The sequence below is a fragment of the Lentzea sp. NPDC020367 genome (assembly GCF_044387305.1).
Lineage (GTDB): Bacteria > Actinomycetota > Actinomycetes > Mycobacteriales > Pseudonocardiaceae > Lentzea.
In genome coordinates, this window is the sequence record NZ_JBIRVV010000002.1 from 851648 (window position 1) to 867856 (window position 16209).

The 16209-nt window shown below is 68.8% G+C and carries 12 protein-coding genes; 4 read left to right on the plus strand and 8 right to left on the minus strand.

All coding sequences use genetic code 11. The features are described from left to right. Positions 1-116: 116 nt before the first annotated feature. The gene (locus ACH413_RS10620) at positions 117-1331 is read right to left on the minus strand and encodes a cytochrome P450 (RefSeq protein ID WP_360030676.1); all 1215 of its coding nucleotides are present in this window, start codon (positions 1329-1331) and stop codon (positions 117-119) included. Between the two features lie 14 nt (positions 1332-1345). After that, the gene (gene ccrA, locus ACH413_RS10625) at positions 1346-2665 is read right to left on the minus strand and encodes a crotonyl-CoA carboxylase/reductase (protein ID WP_360030678.1); all 1320 of its coding nucleotides are present in this window, start codon (positions 2663-2665) and stop codon (positions 1346-1348) included. A gap of 101 nt (positions 2666-2766) precedes the next feature. Between ccrA and ACH413_RS10630 the strand changes: the two genes are divergently transcribed. Both ACH413_RS10630 and ACH413_RS10635 read left to right on the plus strand, forming a co-directional pair. After that, positions 2767-4494, plus strand: coding sequence for an ABC transporter ATP-binding protein (locus tag ACH413_RS10630; RefSeq protein WP_360030680.1), 1728 nt, complete (start codon positions 2767-2769; stop codon positions 4492-4494). After that, entirely contained in the window at positions 4491-6377 is a 1887-nt protein-coding gene (locus tag ACH413_RS10635; RefSeq protein WP_360030682.1) for an ABC transporter ATP-binding protein, read from the plus strand. Before ACH413_RS10630 ends, ACH413_RS10635 begins: the two co-directional genes overlap by 4 nt. Here the strand turns inward: ACH413_RS10635 and ACH413_RS10640 are convergent. From ACH413_RS10640 to ACH413_RS10650, 3 genes are all read right to left on the minus strand, one after another. Beyond that, positions 6369-7010 (minus strand): maleylpyruvate isomerase N-terminal domain-containing protein, encoded by a 642-nt coding sequence (locus tag ACH413_RS10640; RefSeq protein WP_360030684.1) that lies wholly within the window; start codon positions 7008-7010, stop codon positions 6369-6371. The two genes, ACH413_RS10635 and ACH413_RS10640, sit on opposite strands and share 9 nt — an antisense overlap. Before the next feature lie 43 nt (positions 7011-7053). After that, positions 7054-8091, minus strand: coding sequence for a GDP-mannose 4,6-dehydratase (locus ACH413_RS10645; protein WP_360030685.1), 1038 nt, complete (start codon positions 8089-8091; stop codon positions 7054-7056). Positions 8092-8163: 72 nt separating this feature from the next. Further along, positions 8164-8892: an alpha/beta fold hydrolase gene (locus ACH413_RS10650; RefSeq protein WP_360030687.1), complete on the minus strand. Its 729-nt coding sequence runs from the start codon at positions 8890-8892 to the stop codon at positions 8164-8166. Between the two features lie 61 nt (positions 8893-8953). On the opposite strand from ACH413_RS10650, the gene ligD reads away from it, so the two are divergent. Both ligD and ACH413_RS10660 read left to right on the plus strand, forming a co-directional pair. Then, positions 8954-9898 (plus strand): non-homologous end-joining DNA ligase, encoded by a 945-nt coding sequence (gene ligD, locus ACH413_RS10655; RefSeq protein WP_360030688.1) that lies wholly within the window; start codon positions 8954-8956, stop codon positions 9896-9898. Then, complete coding sequence (locus ACH413_RS10660; protein WP_360030690.1) at positions 9888-10820, plus strand: ATP-dependent DNA ligase; 933 nt, start codon at positions 9888-9890, stop codon at positions 10818-10820. Before ligD ends, ACH413_RS10660 begins: the two co-directional genes overlap by 11 nt. On the opposite strand, the gene ACH413_RS10665 is transcribed toward ACH413_RS10660, so the two are convergent. From ACH413_RS10665 to ACH413_RS10675, 3 genes are all read right to left on the minus strand, one after another. Beyond that, a complete protein-coding gene (locus tag ACH413_RS10665) occupies positions 10799-13441 on the minus strand; it encodes a caspase family protein (RefSeq protein ID WP_360030692.1) in 2643 nt (880 codons plus the stop codon). The two genes, ACH413_RS10660 and ACH413_RS10665, sit on opposite strands and share 22 nt — an antisense overlap. 41 nt (positions 13442-13482) lie before the next feature. Then, positions 13483-14361, minus strand: coding sequence for a hypothetical protein (locus tag ACH413_RS10670; RefSeq protein WP_360030694.1), 879 nt, complete (start codon positions 14359-14361; stop codon positions 13483-13485). A gap of 71 nt (positions 14362-14432) precedes the next feature. Beyond that, the gene (locus tag ACH413_RS10675; protein ID WP_360030696.1) at positions 14433-16124 is read right to left on the minus strand and encodes an ABC transporter family substrate-binding protein; all 1692 of its coding nucleotides are present in this window, start codon (positions 16122-16124) and stop codon (positions 14433-14435) included. Between the last annotated feature and the right edge of the window lie 85 nt (positions 16125-16209).

Sequence of the window (16209 nt, forward strand, 5' to 3'; positions counted from 1 at the left end):
TCAACCCATCTCGAGACGCGACCTGTCAGGAATCCTCGCGTCCGGGCGCCTGGCATACCCCTAGAAACGGACAGGGGCACCCCTACCGCGAGGGGTGCCCCTGAACAGCGAAGCTCTTACCAGGTAACGGGAAGCTCCCGCAGCGAGTAGACGATCGCGCCGTCGCGGAACCGGAGCTCCTCCGCCGGCTTGGCCAGCGCCAAGGTGGGAATGCGGGTGATCAGCGTCAGCAGGGCCACCTGAAGTTCCACGCGGGACAGGAACTTCGCGATGCAGCTGTGGATGCCGTGCCCGAACGCCAGCGGCGTCGAGTCCTGGCGCGTGATGTCGAGCTTGTCGGCATCCGAGTACACGCTCTCATCGCGGTCCGCGGACGAGAGCAGGGCGATGATCCCCTCCCCCGCCTTGATCTGCTGGCCGGCGATCTCCAGGTCCACCCTGGCCACTCGGCCGACACCGCACTGCATCACGTTCTGGTGCCGCAGCAGTTCCTCGACGGCGCCGACGACGAGGTCCGGGTTCTCGCGCAGCTTCACGAGCTGTTCCGGGTGTTCCAGCAACGTCAGGATGCTCAGCGCGATCGACGACGCCGTGGTGTCGTAGCCGGCCGAGAGGAGCATCATGCCGATCACGACGGCCTCTTCGCGTTTCAGCTCACCCGCGGCCATCTGGTTCACGACCAACCGGCCGAGCACGTCGTCGGTCGGCTCTTTCTCCTTCTGCGCCACCAGCTTCGTCAGGTAGCCGAACAACGCGCCCGCCGCGGCGTTGCGGTGGGCCTGTGACGACGTCGTCTCGACGAGGGTGTTGATCCAGCGGCCGAACGCGAGGCGGTCCTTGTAGGGGACGCCGAGCAGCTCGCACACGACGGTCAACGGGATCGGACGTGCGAAGTGCGTGACCAGGTCGACCGGTTGCGGGCCCTTCAGCAGCGCGTCGATGCGCTCGTCCACCAGCTTCTGCACCGCGGGACGCACTTCCTCGGCCCGCTTCTTGGTGAACATCGACATGATCATGCGCCGGTAGCGGGTGTGGTCCGGCGGGTCGACGGTGACGAACGCGCCCGGCTGCGGGTCGACCGGGAACAGGTAGCGCGGATAGCCGGGATTCATCACCTCGGCGGAGAACCGTTCTGTGTCAGCGAGAAGGGCACGCACGTCCGCGTACCTCGCCACGAGCCACGCCGTGTCGCCCGCCGGTGTCGTCACCTTCTGCACCGGCCGGTCGGCGCGCAGCCGGGCGTACTCCGGTGGCAGGTCGAGCGGGTTCTGCGGATCACGGGCGAAGGGGAACGGGCACGCCGAGGCCGGCGCGATTACTTCTTCCGTCATAGCGGGAACCTTCACTAAGAGGAGCGGAATCGGTTGATCGCGTCGATGTTTCTGCCGCGCAGCTCGTGGTCCAGCACGCCGAGACCCTCGGACGGCGCCAGGCACAGCACTCCGACCTTGCCCTGGTGGGCGTTGCGGTGAACGTCGTGCGCGGCCTGCCCCGTCTCGTCGAGCGAGTACACCCTGGACAGTGTCGGGTGGATCTTCCCCTTGGCCACCAACCGGTTCGCCTCCCACGCCTCGCGGTAGTTCGCGAAGTGCGAGGAGATGATGCTCTTCAGGTTCATCCACAGGTAGCGGTTGTCGTACTGGTGCAGGTATCCCGACGTGGAGGCGCAGGTAACGATCTTGCCGCCCTTGCGCGCCACGAACACGGAGGCGCCGAACGTCTCCCGGCCGGGGTGCTCGAACACGATGTCCGGGTCCTCGCCACCGGTCAGCTCACGGATGCGCGCACCGAATCTCTTCCACTCGCGCGGGTCCTGCTCGTGCTCGTCCTTCCAGAAGCGATACCCCTCGGCGGAGCGGTCGATGATCAGCTCCGCGCCCATGGACCGGCAGATCTCCGCCTTGTCCGGCGAGGACACGACGCAGACAGGGGTCGCGCCGCCGTTCAACGCGAACTGCGTGGCGTACGAACCGAGTCCGCCGGAAGCGCCCCAGATCAGGACCGTGTCGCCCTGCTTCATGTTGCCGCCGTTGACGGACACGAGCTGGCGGTACGCGGTGGAGTTGACCAGACCGGGCGAGGCGGCCTCCTCCCACGTCAGGTGCTCGGGCTTCGGCATCAGCTGGTTCGCCTTGACCAGCGCGAGATCTGCCAGGCCGCCGAAGTTCGTCTCGAAGCCCCAGATCCGCTGCTGCGGGTCCAGCATCGTGTCGTTGTGGCCGTCCGGGCGCTCCAACGGCACGTCCAGGCAGTGCGCGACCACGCGGTCGCCCGGCTTCCACACGGAGACACCGGCGCCGACGCGCAGCACGACGCCGGCGAGGTCGGAGCCCACGACGTGGTACGGCAGGTGGTGCTTGCCGCCCAGGCGGCGAAGGAACCCGAACGTCGACACCGGTTCGAAGATCGACGTCCAGACGGTGTTGTAGTTGATCGCGGACGCCATCACGGCGACCAACGCCTCACCGGGCGCCAGCTCCGGTGTCGCGACCTCGCGGACCTTCAGCGACCGCCGCGGGTCCTTCTCCCAGGTCGGGAGGTCCGCGAACATGTCGGCGTCGCTCTCCTCGACCACCACGGCGCGATAGCTCTCCGGCACCGGTAGCGCCTCGAAGTCCCGCGCCACCGCGTCGTCAGATTCGATGGCGCTCAGGATTTCGCTCATGCACCTCAAGGTAGGAGGACCGGCCCTAGGGAATGCCCGAGAGAAACGAGCCCTGCAAGTCTAGGGATTGCCGGTGCGTCCGCTGAGGTGTGCTGGGTCGTGTGCTCGCCCGATTCCTGAACCACCACCTCCGGCCGTACCGGGGAACACTCGTGCTCCTGGTGGTGCTCCAGCTGGTCCAGACCGCCGCGACCCTGCTGCTGCCCACGCTCAACGCGCAGATCATCGACAACGGCGTGCTCCTCGGCGACGCCGGCTACATCTGGGGCACCGGCCTCATGATGCTCGGGGTCGCGGCCGTGCAGATCCTCACCGCGAGCGGCGCGATGCTGCTCAGCTCCCGCATGTCCGCGGGCCTCGGCCGGGACCTGCGCGACAAGGTGTTCCGCAAGGTCATGGCCCTGTCGGCGCGGGAGGTCGACCAGATCGGCGCGCCGTCGCTGATCACCAGGACCGTCAACGACGTCGGGCAGGTCCAGAGCATCGTGCTCACGACCGCCGACGTGGCGGTGTCGGCGATCATCATGTGCGTCGGCGGCGTCGCGCTGGCGCTGGTGCAGGACGTTCCGGTGTCGATGATCCTGATCGCGCTGGTCGTCATCGTGATCGCCGGTCTGACGTTGATGCTCAAGCGGCTGTCGCCGTTCTACAAGGCCATGCAGAGCTATCTCGACCGCATCAACCACCTGCTGCGCGAGCAGATCATCGGTGTTCGAGTCATCCGCGCGTTCGTCCGCGACCAGCACGAACGCGGCCGGTTCGACGCCACCAACGGTGATCTTCACGGAACATCGCGCCGGGTCGGGCGGATCATGGCGACGATGCCGGTGATGGTCATGACCGTGATGAACGTGCTGACGATCGGCATCATCTGGTTCTCCGGTCATCGGATCGAAGACGGCACCATGCAACTCGGCGCACTGCTCGCGTTGCTGTCCTACGTCACGTTGATCATCGTCGCGATCATCATGGCGATGCTCGTGTTCACCGAGGCTCCGCGCGCCGCCGTGTCCGCGAACCGCGTGAACGAGGTCCTGCAGGCCGAGTCGAGCATCGCCAAGCCGACAACGCCCGTCACGAAGATGGCCACGCGCGGGCATCTGGAACTGCGCGGCGCCACGTTCGGCTACCCCGGCGCGGAGAAACCGGTGCTGCGGGACGTCAGCCTCACCGCCCGGCCGGGCGAGACGGTCGCGATCCTCGGCAGCACCGGCAGCGGCAAGTCGACGCTGTTGTCGCTGGCTCTGCGGCTCTACGACGTCACCGGCGGCCAGGTGCTGATCAACGACACCGACATCCGCGACCTGGACCCGGTGGCGCTGCACCGGATCGTCGGGTACGTACCGCAGAAGGCGCACCTGTTCAGCGGCACGATCGCGTCGAACCTCCGGTACGGCAAGGAGGACGCGACCGACGAGGAGCTGTGGCACGCGCTGGAGATCGCGCAGGCCGCCGAGTTCGTCCGGCCGCTCGGGCTCGACGCGCCGATCTCGCAGGGCGGGTCGACCGTCTCGGGTGGACAGAGGCAACGCCTCGCCATCGCGCGGGCACTGGTGCGGCGGCCGGAGATCTACCTGCTCGACGACTGCTTCTCCGCGCTCGACCTCGGCACCGAGGCCCGGCTGCGCGCGGCGCTGGACCGCGAGCTGCACGACGCGACGATCCTGCTGGTCACCCAGCGGATCAGCACCGTCGAGGCGGCGTCGCGCGTCATCGTGCTGGAGGACGGCCAGGTCGTCGGCTCCGGCACGCACGCCGAGCTGATCGGCACCAACCAGACCTACCGGGAGATCGCCCTCTCCCAGCCAGTCGGAGGGACCGTCCGATGACCCTGCTCGCCGATCCCGAAGTCCGGTCCGAGGTCGCAGAACCGGAGAAACCCAGCACCACCAGGCGACTGTTCGGGCTGCTGGTGCCGTACCGGGGCAAGCTCGTGATCATCGGACTGCTCGCGGTCGTGACGATCGGGCTCAACCTGCTCGGCCCGATCCTGCTCGGCCGCGCCACCGACCTCATCTTCACCGGCCTGGTCAGCCGCGGCCTGCCCGCGGGCGCCACCGAGGAGCAGGTCCTCGCCCAGCTGCGGGCCGAGGGCAAGGACACGCTCGCGAACGTCATCAGCACCGTCGACTTCGTGCCCGGCCAGGGCGTCGACTTCGACACGCTCGGCAAGTTGCTGCTGCTGATCCTGGGTCTCTACCTCATCGGATCGGTGTCGATGCTGATGCAGGGCCGGGTGGTCAACACCATCGTGCAGCACGCGGTCTTCAAGCTGCGCGAGGAGATCGACGCGAAGCTGACCCGGCTCCCGCTGGCCTACTTCGACCGCAACCCACGCGGCGAGATCCTCTCCCGCGTCTCCAACGACGTCGACAACCTCCAACGAACCGTGCAACTGTCGATCGGGCAGATGCTCACATCGGTGATCTCGGTGTTCGGCGTGCTGGCGATCATGCTGATGATCTCCGTGCAACTCGCCGTGCTGGTGCTGATCTGCGTGCCGATCGCGCTGGTGCTGGCCGCGTGGATCTCCAGGCGCGCCATGCCGAAGTTCGCCGAGCAGTGGCAGTCGACGGGAGCGTTGAACGCGCACGTCGAGGAGATGTACAGCGGCCACTCGCTGATCACCGCGTTCGGCCGTCAGGAGCAGGCCGCGCGGGAGTTCGCCGGGCGCAACGAGACGATGTACCGATCATCGTTCAGCGCGCAGGCCATCTCCGGGTTGATCGGACCCGCGACCCGGTTCATCACCGACCTCAACTACGTGCTGGTCGCCGTCGTCGGCGCGCTGCGGGTCGCGTCGGGCTCGGTGTCGATCGGTGATGTGCAGGCGTTCATCCAGTACTCCGGCATGTTCTCCCGGCCGATCATCGACGTCGCGAACTTCTCCGGGCAGCTGCAGTCCGGCATCGCCTCGGCCGAGCGCGTGTTCGAGCTGCTGGACGAGCCGGAGCAGTCGCCCGCGCCCGCCAGGCCCGCGACCGTCTCGCCGGTGCGCGGGCACGTCGAGTTCTCCCGCGTCTCCTTCCGCTACACGCCCGACAAGCCGTTGATCGACGACCTGTCGCTGGTTGCGGCGCCCGGCCGGCTCGTCGCCATCGTCGGGCCGACCGGCGCCGGCAAGACCACGCTGGGCAACCTGCTGCTGCGGTTCTACGAGCTCGACGGCGGCCGGATCCTGCTGGACGGCACGGACATCACGTCGCTGACCCGCGAGGGGCTCCGCTCGGCCATCGGGCTGGTCTCGCAGGACACCTGGCTGTTCGAGGGCACGATCGCCGAGAACATCGCCTACGGACGGCCCGGCGCGACGCGGGACGAGGTCGTCGAGGCCGCGAAGGCCATGTGCGTGGACCGGTTCGTGCGGTCTCTGCCGGACGGCTACGACACGGTGCTCGACGAGGAGCACGGCGGGTTGTCCGCGGGCGAACGGCAGCTGATCACGCTGGCGCGCGCGTTCCTCGCCCAGCCCGCGATCCTGCTGCTGGACGAGGCCACGTCGTCCATCGACACCCGCACGGAGGTCCTGATCCAGCAGGCGATGACGTCGCTGCGGGCGGGCCGGACGAGCTTCGTGATCGCGCACCGGCTGTCCACGATCCGGGGCGCCGACCTGATCGTCGTCATGGACCAGGGCGCCGTCGTGGAACGCGGCACGCACGAGGAACTGATGGCCGCCCAGGGTTTCTACGCCCGGCTGTACTCAGCCTAGGACGAACGGGATCGCCAGGTCCCCCAGTTCGGCGCGCTCCGCCTCGGTCGGGGCGCGCCGTCCCGTTCCCACCAGCAGCACGTCCTCGTCCGGCCACGAGGCCGGGAAGGCGCCGGCGATCTGTTCGAGGATCTCCCGGCACCGGGCGAGCGACTCCGCGGCGGGCCTGCGGGCGTGCGGCAGGTGCGCGACCAGGTCCAGGTGGTGCAGCGTCCACTCCCAGACGTAGGCGCCCAGGTAGTCGGCCGCGGTCAGGACCATGTCCTGGGTGGAGACGCAGGCCGAGGGCGCGGCGAGCCGACCGGCGCGCAACGCCGCCTGGCCCACGTCGTCGACGTGGAACTTGAGCATCCACGGTTCGCCGTACGCGGCCGCCAGCCGGACGATCAACGCCGACAGCGGGTCGTCAGCGGGCTCGTGAGCGACCCTCCAGTACGTCACAGCGTCGTGCGTGGGCGCCTCGGACGACGGCGTCACGAGGGTGATCAGCACGTCCTGCGAGTCGATCACGAAGTGGCACACCAGGTCCCGCACCAGCCAGCCCGCACATCCGGACGGCTGCGTGAAATCGTCGTCCGTGAGCTGGCCGACCGCCTCGAGCAGCTCCCCCAGGGAACGCGAAAAAAGATCCACAGCCGCAAACTACAGCGGCTGTGGATCCCGGGAGGGTGGTTCCCTACCAGCTCGCGGCGGCCAGCAGCTCGCCGTACTGGTGCTCGGTGGCGACGTGCTTGAGGTCGGCCTCGACCATCATCTTCATCAGCGCCGAGAAGTCGACCTCGGGCTTCCAGCCGAGCTCGCCGCGCACGCGGCTGGTGTCGGCGCACAGGATCTCGACCTCGGCCGGGCGGACCAGCACCGGGTCGATGTAGACGTAGTCCTCCCAGTTGAGGCCCACGTGCTCGAACGCGAGGCGCACGGCGTCGCGCACCGAGTGCATCTCGCCGGTGCCGACGACGTAGTCGGTGGGCTCCTCCTGCTGCAGCATCAGGTGCATCGCGCGGACGTAGTCGCCGGCGAAACCCCAGTCGCGCAACGCGTCCAGGTTGCCCAGGGCCAGCTTGTCCTGCAGGCCCTGCCTGATCTTCGCGACGCCGAGGGAGATCTTGCGGGTCACGAACTCCGCGCCGCGGCGCGGGGACTCGTGGTTGAACAGGATGCCGCCGACCGCGTACATGCCGAACGACTCGCGGTAGTTGCGCGTGATGAAGTGCCCATAGGCCTTCGCCACGCCGTAGGGGCTGCGGGGGTGGAAGATCGTGGTCTCGCGCTGCGGCGTCTCGGCGGCCTTGCCGTACATCTCCGACGACGACGCCTGGTAGAAGCGGATGTTCTTGGCCGAGGCGCCGTTGTGGCGGCTGCTGGACAGGCCCGAGACGATGCGGATCGCCTCCAGCACGCGCAGCACGCCCATGGCGTTGACCTCGGTGACGAGCTCGGCCTGCTGCCACGACATCGGCACGAACGAGATGGCGCCCAGGTTGTAGACCTCGTCCGGCTGCACCAGGTCCACAGCGGACACCAGCGAGGCCTGGTCCATCAGGTCACCGTCCACGAAGGACAGTTCCGACATGAGCCGCGACACCCGCATCTTGTGCGGGTTCGCCTGTCCCCTGACGAGTCCCCACACGTCGTAGCCCTGCCTGAGCAGGTGCTCCGCGAGGTACGACCCGTCCTGACCGGTGATCCCGGTGATCAGTGCCCGCTTGGCCATCCCGTTTCCTCTCATCGCCTGACAGCTTGGTCCGACACGGGACGGACCTGAATCCCTTGCAAAATTAGGGGTTCAGGCACTAGGGGATTCGCCGGAAACGAAGTCCGCGACCGCGCTTCTGTTGTCGGACAGAAAGAAATGGCCGCCGGAGAACACCTCGAGCGCGAAATGACCGGTCGTGCGTTCGCGCCACTGCCCCACCTCGTCCACCGACGCCTTCGGGTCGGCGTCGCCGGTCAGCGCCGTGAGCGGGCATCGGAGCGCCGGGCCCGGCCGGTAGCGGTAGGTCTCGGCGGCCCGGTAGTCGGCGCGGATCGCGGGCAGCACCATCCGGACGAGTTCCTCGTCGTCGAACACCCGTGCGTTCGTGCCCGCCAGCGTGCGGACCTCGGCGATCAGGCCGGCGTCGTCGCGTTGGTGCACGCGGTCGTCGCGGACGAGCTGCGGTGCGCGGCGGCCGGAGACGAACAGGTGGTCCGGTTCGTGCCTCAGCGCCACCTCGAACGCGATCATCGCGCCCATGCTGTGCCCGAACAGGTGCAGCGGGCGGTCGCCGGGCAGCCGCGGCGCGATCTGGTCGGCCAGCGCCCGGATGTCGTCGATCAACGGCTCTGACCTGCGGTCCTGCCGTCCCGGGTACTGGACCGCGACCAGTTCGGCCCGTCCTTCGAAGTGCCGCGCGAACGGCTGGTACCAGCTCGCCGAGCCTCCCGCGTGCGGGAAGCACACCAGGCGAGGCGCCCCGGGAGGTGCCTCGGAGAGTCGCCGGAACCAGAGATCGGTGTCGAGTGTGGAGGCCACGGGGTCGATGCAAGCACCGTTTGCACTGAGGAAACGCCTCGGAAGAGTTAGGTTGGACGGCATGGGCAAGTCCCCGGCTGTGGAGCTCGAGGTGGAGGACCGCGTCGTGCGGATCTCCAACCCCGACCGCGTCTGCTTTCCCGCGCGCGGCGAGACGAAACTGGATCTCGCGAACTACTACCTGTCCGTCGGTGACGGAATCGTCCGCGCGCTGCGGGAACGGCCGTGCATGCTGCACCGGTTCCCCGAGGGCGTCACGGGCGAGAAAGTGCACCAGAAAAGGCTTCCGAACGGCGCGCCACCGTGGGTGCGGACCGTGCGGGTGCATTTTCCGCGCTACAACCGGCACGCCGACGAACTGTGCGTCACGCACATCGCCGACGTCATCTGGGCGGTGCAGATGTCCACTGTGGAGTTCCACCCGTGGAACTCGCGCGCTGCGGACACCGAGAAGCCCGACGAGTGGCGCATCGACCTCGACCCCGGTCCGACGTGCACGTTCGACCGGGTGCGGCGGGTGGCGCTGGTCGTGCAGGAGGTGCTGGCCGACCTGGGGGCGACGGGGTTCCCGAAGACGTCCGGGTCGAAGGGCCTGCACATCTACGTGCGGATCAAGCCGGACTTCGGGTTCCAGGACGTGCGCAAGGCGGCGCTGGCGTTCGCGCACGAGGTCGAACGACGCGCGCCGGACGACGTCGAGACCACGTGGTGGCGCAAGGACCGGGACCCGTCGCTGGTGTTCGTGGACTACAACCAGAACACGCGCGACCGGACGATCGCCAGCGCCTACTCGGTGCGCGGCTATCCGGAGGCGACGGTGTCGACGCCGATCCGCTGGGACGAGATCCCGGACGTCGACCCGCACGACTTCACCATCGCCACCGTGCCGAAGCGCTATGCCGAACTGGGCGACCTGCACGCCGGGATCGACGACGCGGTGTGGTCGATCGAACCGCTGCTGGAGTGGGCCGCCCGCGACGAACTCGAGGTCCCCGATGAGCAGTAGCCCGCTGAAGTTCTCGTCGCTCGACCAGCCGCTGTTCGGCGGGCTGCTCAAGGGCGACCTGGTGGAGTACCTGGACTTCGTGGCGGACAGGTTCGTGCCGGTGCTGGCCGGGCGGCAGCTGTCGGTGTGGCGGATCCTGCGCGGCCAGGACCCGTTCATGCAGAAGAACGTCCCCAAGTACACGCCCTCGTACGTGAAGACGGTCGAGGTCTGGGCCGAGGCGTCGCATCGCAAGATCAAGTACGCGATCTGCGACGACGTGCAGACGCTGATGTGGTTCGCGAACCAGCGCGCGGTCGAGTACCACGTGCCGCTGTACCTCGGCGATCACTTCGGCGAGGACCACGTGCAGACCCACATGGTGCTCGACGTCGACCCGCCGGAGGGCGCCGGTTTCGACGTCGTGGTCGGGTCGGCGTTGCTGATCCGCCAGGCGCTGGTCGACGCCGGTCTGGAAAGCATCGTGAAGACGAGCGGCGCCAAGGGCGTGCACATCTTCGTGCCGTTGGAGGAGCACTCTCCCGACGACGTGGCCGCGGCGACGCGCGCGGTGGCGGTGCGGGCGGAGAAGCTCGATCCGTCGCTCGCGACCACCGCGTACATCCGGGAGGAGCGCGGCGGGAAGGTGTTCCTGGACTCGACGCGTGCCTGGGGTGCCACGGTCGCCGCCGCCTACAGTCCCCGGTTGCGCGACGGTCTGCCGATCTCGTTCCCCGTGCCGTGGGAGTCTCTCGGCGACGTCACGCCCGCCGACTTCACGATCAAGACCCGGTTCGAGGGCGACCCGTGGGCGGCGCTGATGCCGAAGCCGCAACGCCTGCCCGACGACCTGGTCGCCGAAGGGCACACGATCCCGGTCGCCCGCGTCGTCGCGATGCACGAGGGCAAGCGGCGCAAGGCTCAGCGGGAGCGCGAGAAGTAGGCGACGAGCGCGGCCGCCAGCGGCAACGTCACGTGGGCGACGCTGGTGAACGACGGCTCGTTGGCGGACACGTAGTCGTTGGCGCGCACCAGCAGTCCGGCCGCGATGGTGACGTAGGCGGCCAGTCTGGCCGGGCCGGTGGTCAGTGCCGCGACCAGCGGGATCACGACCAGGCCCGCCAGGCTCGCGTGCGTGACGAACAGCGGGACTTCCGCCGTCAGGGTGATGATCGCGTCCAGCAGGAACAGGGCCGGGGCGATCGCGCTCAGCCACTGCCGGTCGCGCCATTGGCGGTAGGCAGCGAGGCAGACGAGGGCGGCCGCTACCGCGAACAGCGTCAGCTCCTCGCCGTCGTCGTTGATCGGCGTCAGATCGTGGCCCGCGTACGCGACCACGTAGACACCCAACGCCCCCAACGCGCCTCCTGCCGCCGCCAGCCACCACGGGGTCGTCGCGCACGCGACGGCCAGGGCCGTGGCCGCCAGCGCGAACGGGATCCAGGTGAGCGTGGTGTCGCCACCGGTGAACAGGCCTGTCGTGCCGGCCAGCAGGCCCAGCGCGGCACCCGGCGCCCACGGGTGGTCGCGGCACGTGATCACGAACAGCGCCGCTACCAGCGCCCACGGCCAGATCGCGGCGAAGACGAAGGTGTTGGGGCCGGTGTCCAGGACTCTGAGGATGCCGCCGGGGATCTCCATCAGGCCTGCGACCAGGAGCACCAGGGCAACGCCTGCGGCGAGGCGGGGCAGGACGGTCGTGACGGTGGCGAGCGGGAGGGGCTTGGAGTTGGCGGCTGCGGAGTCGGCGGTCGCGGCGGTGTTCGCTGCGGAGTCGGCAGTCGCGGTGGTCTCCGCTGCGGAGCTGGCAGGTGCGGTGTCCGGTATCCGCCGGGGAGTCGACGTGGAGGCGGACGGGCCCGAGCCGGACGTGACCGACGTAGGGGTCGACGAGCCTGAGCCGGACGCGGTGAGCATGGTCCGCCTCTTCGGAATCGATCCCGACTGGTCCCCTCCCGGGGAGGCAGAAGTCCCCACTCCCATCGTCTCAGGCGGCACCGACAGTTTTCGCGCGGTGACGTCGTCCCTGGTGGGCAGCTTCGAGGTTGGCGCGGGCGCGGTGGTCGCCGGTGCTGGGGCCGCCGATGCCGAAGCCGCCGGTGTGGCACCCGGAGTTGGTGCGGTAGTCGGCGAGGACGCCCTAGCCGTGGCGGATGCAGGGCCCGGAGTTGACGCGGGGGCCGCAGCGGGCGCGGGGGTCGAAGGCGCGAGGGCCGGAGCGGACGCAAGGGACGGCGGCACTGCGGCCGGCACGGGCTTCTCCCCCAGCGCCTCGCGGGCCGCCGACGCCACCATGCGGCTGTCGTCCTCCAGCAGCCCGCGCAACGCGAGCCGGGCCGCCAGCGCCCGCCCCTCGTGCGCGACCGACAGCATCCGCCGCAGTTCCGGCACCGCACCCGCCCGCACGCCCGGCAGCGAGTGGTCGATCGCGTCCCGCAGCTCGGAGGGCAGCGGGGCCGGCACGGTGACCGGGCGGGCTCGGCGGGCTATGCGCAGGTCGCCTCGCACGTCGAGCATCCACTTGCCGGGAGTTTGGTGCGGGGTCACTCGGCGGACTCGGTCGTAGACGTACTCGTAGAGTTCGTCCAGGCCCACGTGGCCGTCCTGGTCGCGGTCGGCGTCGCCGGATTCCAGGCCCTCCACCAGGGCCGAGGTGAAGACCGAGGGTTCGCCCTCGGACGAGTCGGCGACCGCGGCGCCCTCGAAGGCGTACTCCATCGCCGATGAGGCCGTGATGACGGCTCGGCCGCTGCCGCCGAACTGTTCCTCCAGGCCGATGGCGCCGCCCGCGCGGGCGACCATACCGCGGCCGAACGCGCCGGAGTAGCAGCAGTCCAGGAGCAGCACGATGCGGCGCGAGCGGGAGCGGTTCATGCGGCGGGCCACGAAGTCCGCGCCGACCGCGGTGCCCGCCAGGCGGGAGAGTTTGGTGCTCGACGTGGCGAAGTGGAGTTCGCCCGCCTCGTCCTTCACGCCGTGGCCGGAGAAGTGCAGGACCAGGAGGTCGTCGGGCTCGCGGTCGGCGAAGAAGTCCTCCACGGCCTCGTTGACCTCGCTGGCCCGGGAGTTGATCAGGGTGCGAACGTGGAAGCCGCCGATGCGCGGGTCGGCCAGCACCTCGCCCAGGCGGGCGGCGTCGTGGGCGGGGGCGCGCAGCGACGACAGACCGGGGTCGGCGAACTCGTGGCTCGCGATGATCAGGGCGTAGCGGTGGAGGTGGCGGCCGAGCCACGCGGAACGTTCCGCCAGCTCCGCCTTCGTCGGCGCGCCGGTGAGTTCCAGGGCCTCGCCGTCCGCCTCGACCGTCACCGAACGCTCGCGGCGCTGGCCCAGCCACGACGAGACGGCGTTGATCAGCGCGGCCAGGACCGTGGACTGGGAGATCGTGGTCAGCAGCGTGCCGAGTTCGGCCACGTCGAGGGCTTTGGCGCCCGAAGGGGCCTCGCCGGGAACACCGGAGACCGCGACGACTTCACGCAGCTCGGACCGCAGGAAGGCGGTCAGCTGCTCGATGCGTTCGTCGTCGGCCCCGTCCTCGTGGACGCGCAGTGTGACGTCGGTCATAGCAGCCTCCTACCGGGAGGTCGCTCACCGGGCACAAAGCATTACGAGGGGTCGGACCCCCGGAAGGCGCCCCACCACAGGCCGAGCACCCCGGCGATCACGGTGGCGGTGAGCCAGCCGGTGAACCCGCTGCCGTCCAGGTAGGCCCAGAACAAGCCGACGACCGGCGCGGGCACCATGAACACCGCGTCAGCGCGCAGCTGGGCGGACAGGCCACGAGGTGCACGAGTCTCCGGATCGGGCTGCGCGGGGTTGTCGAGGCGACGGCCGCGCGGGTGCTTGGTCACCGGGCGGCCGGACGGGTAGACGGTCACGCCGTCGATGACGGCGACACGTCCCCCGCGCAGCTCGACGGAGGTCGGCGACGGCAGCGTCACGAGCACGGGGTCGTAGTAGACGGGCAGCCAGCGCTCGACCGGTCCGTCGATCTCCAGCCACGATCGCACCATGAGCCCCGATTGCAGCCGGATCCGCCGCACGGACACCGATTCAGACGCGGAACGCGCCGTGCGCACCGCGAGCAGCACCCGCACCGCACCGGCCAGGACCACCAGCAGCGCCACCGCGACGGAGAACGTCACGCCGCCCAGCGCCCGGTCGGTCTCCAGGAACAGGTCGGAGCCCGGGATCACGGCACGCGACGGGTCCGCCGGGTCGAACGCGACCTGCGTCTGCTTCCCGACGATCCGCGCCCCGTTCTCGTACGCGACGCTGGCGGTCCCGGACGGCCAGCGCACCTCGACCGCACCGTCCGAAAAGGACACCACGGAGCCCGTGTCACGAGCCGTCAGCGACGCCAGCACCGCGCGATCGTCCGAATAGGACAGCCACGAGAACAGCGCGACGACGAAGCACACGACCAGCACGACCGCCGTGGCGAGAAGACCATGGCGCAGCGCGCGAACCCGGGAACGCAGCAAGACCAGCTCCAAACAGAAAGAAACGGCCCGGCGGAAGGACCCGCCGGGCCGTTCGACAGCTCACTACATCATCACTCGGTGAAGCCCATGTGGATGTAGTCGTACGGACGGTTCGCGTACGCGACGGCACCGAAGTTGGCGACGTTGCTCTTCACCGCGACCGCGCCGGGCAGCTGGTAGAGCGGCAGCTGGGCGCCCAGCTCCCAGATCTTCTTGTCCGCCTCGTTGGCGAGCTCCAGGCGCTTGGTGTCGTCGAGCTCACCGTTGGCCTGCTCCAGCAGCTTGTTGACCTCTTCGGAGCCGATCCGGCCGTAGTTCTGGTTGGTGCTGGCCGGGTCGAGCGTGTAGATGCCCTTGCTGTCCGAGATCGGCGTGGCCGAGGCCAGCCAGCGGAAGCCGGTCATGTCGAAGTTGCCGACGTTCACGAACTGCTTGAAGAAGTCGGTCGACGGCACGGCCTGGATGTCGACCTTGGCGCCGACCTCCTTCAGCTGCGTCTGCACGAGCTTCGCGATGCTGTCCGAGACGGGGTTCGGCGTCGGGATGACGTACCGGATGACCAGTTCCTTGCCATCCTTCTTGCGGGTCTCGCCCTCGAGCTTCCAGCCCAGCTCGTCGAGCTGCTTCTTCGCGGCTTCCTTGTCGAACGCCGCGACGGCCGAGTTGTCCTTGTAGCCGGCGGAACCGAGCAGGAAGAAGTGGTTACCCGTGACCTGCGCGTCACCCTTCAGCATCTGACCGAGCAGAGCCGTGGTGATGACCTTGGTGTCGATGCCCTTCATCAGGGCGACGCGGAGCTTCGCGTCCTTCAGGATCGACGAGTCGGCGCCGTTGAAGGTGATGTGCGAGTAGTCCGGCGTGATCGCCTGACGGATGGTGACGCCCTGGATCGTCTTCGCCTTGGCGAAGTTGTCGATGCTGGAGCCGATGTCGAAGAAGTCGATCTGGCCGTTGGAGAGCGCGTCCGCGAGCGCGGGGCGGTCGACCTGACGGAAGGTGATCTTCTCGAGCTTGGGCTTGTCGCCCCACCAGTTGCTGTCGCGCACGACCGTGACGGTCTTGGCGGTGCGGTCGATCGTGCCGATCTTGAACGGACCGCCGGTGATCTTCGGCGCGTCGGCCCAGCCCTTGTTGAACTCCTCAGCCGAGGAGGACATGGACTTCGGGTAGAGCGGCGAGAACAGGCCACCCTTCCACTCGGCGAACTTCTTCTTGAACGTCACCTTGACGTCGAGGTCGGTCGCGCCCTTCTCGACCTTCTCGACGTCCTCGTAGCCGGTGGTGCCGGCGACCTCGTAGGCCTTGTCGGTCCCGTTGAGGGACTTCCACTGCGCCTCGAAGTCCTGCCAGGACAGCGCGGTGCCGTCCGACCACTTGGCCTTCGAGCTGATCTTGAACTCGAGGACCTGCGGGTCGGAGGAGGCGAGCTTCGCGTCGTCGAGGAAGTCCTTGTTGACCTCGATCGTCGAGTCGGCCTTCTGCTTGAACAGGTTCGGCATGACCGTGTCGATCATGCGACGACCGTCGGCGTTGGTGCCGTCGAGCTGGTTGTAGTTCCAGTTGTCCGGCAACTGGTCGACGGGCCAGCGGAACTCGCCGCCGTCCTTGACCTTGGACGCGTCCTGCGGGTTGATGTCCGCTTGGCCGATCGCGTTGTCCGCGCCCTTGAGCCCGGAGTCGGTCTTGCTGGGCCCCCCACACGCGGTAAGCGTGAGGGCGACGACGGCCAGCGCGGTCACACCCACCTTGGTACGTCGACTCACTGTCGTGAACCTCCCTCGTGCCCGGACACCAGTTGCCGGGGACACTGTTCCTTCGTGCTCGCAGGGCTTCTGAGGCGACGGATGC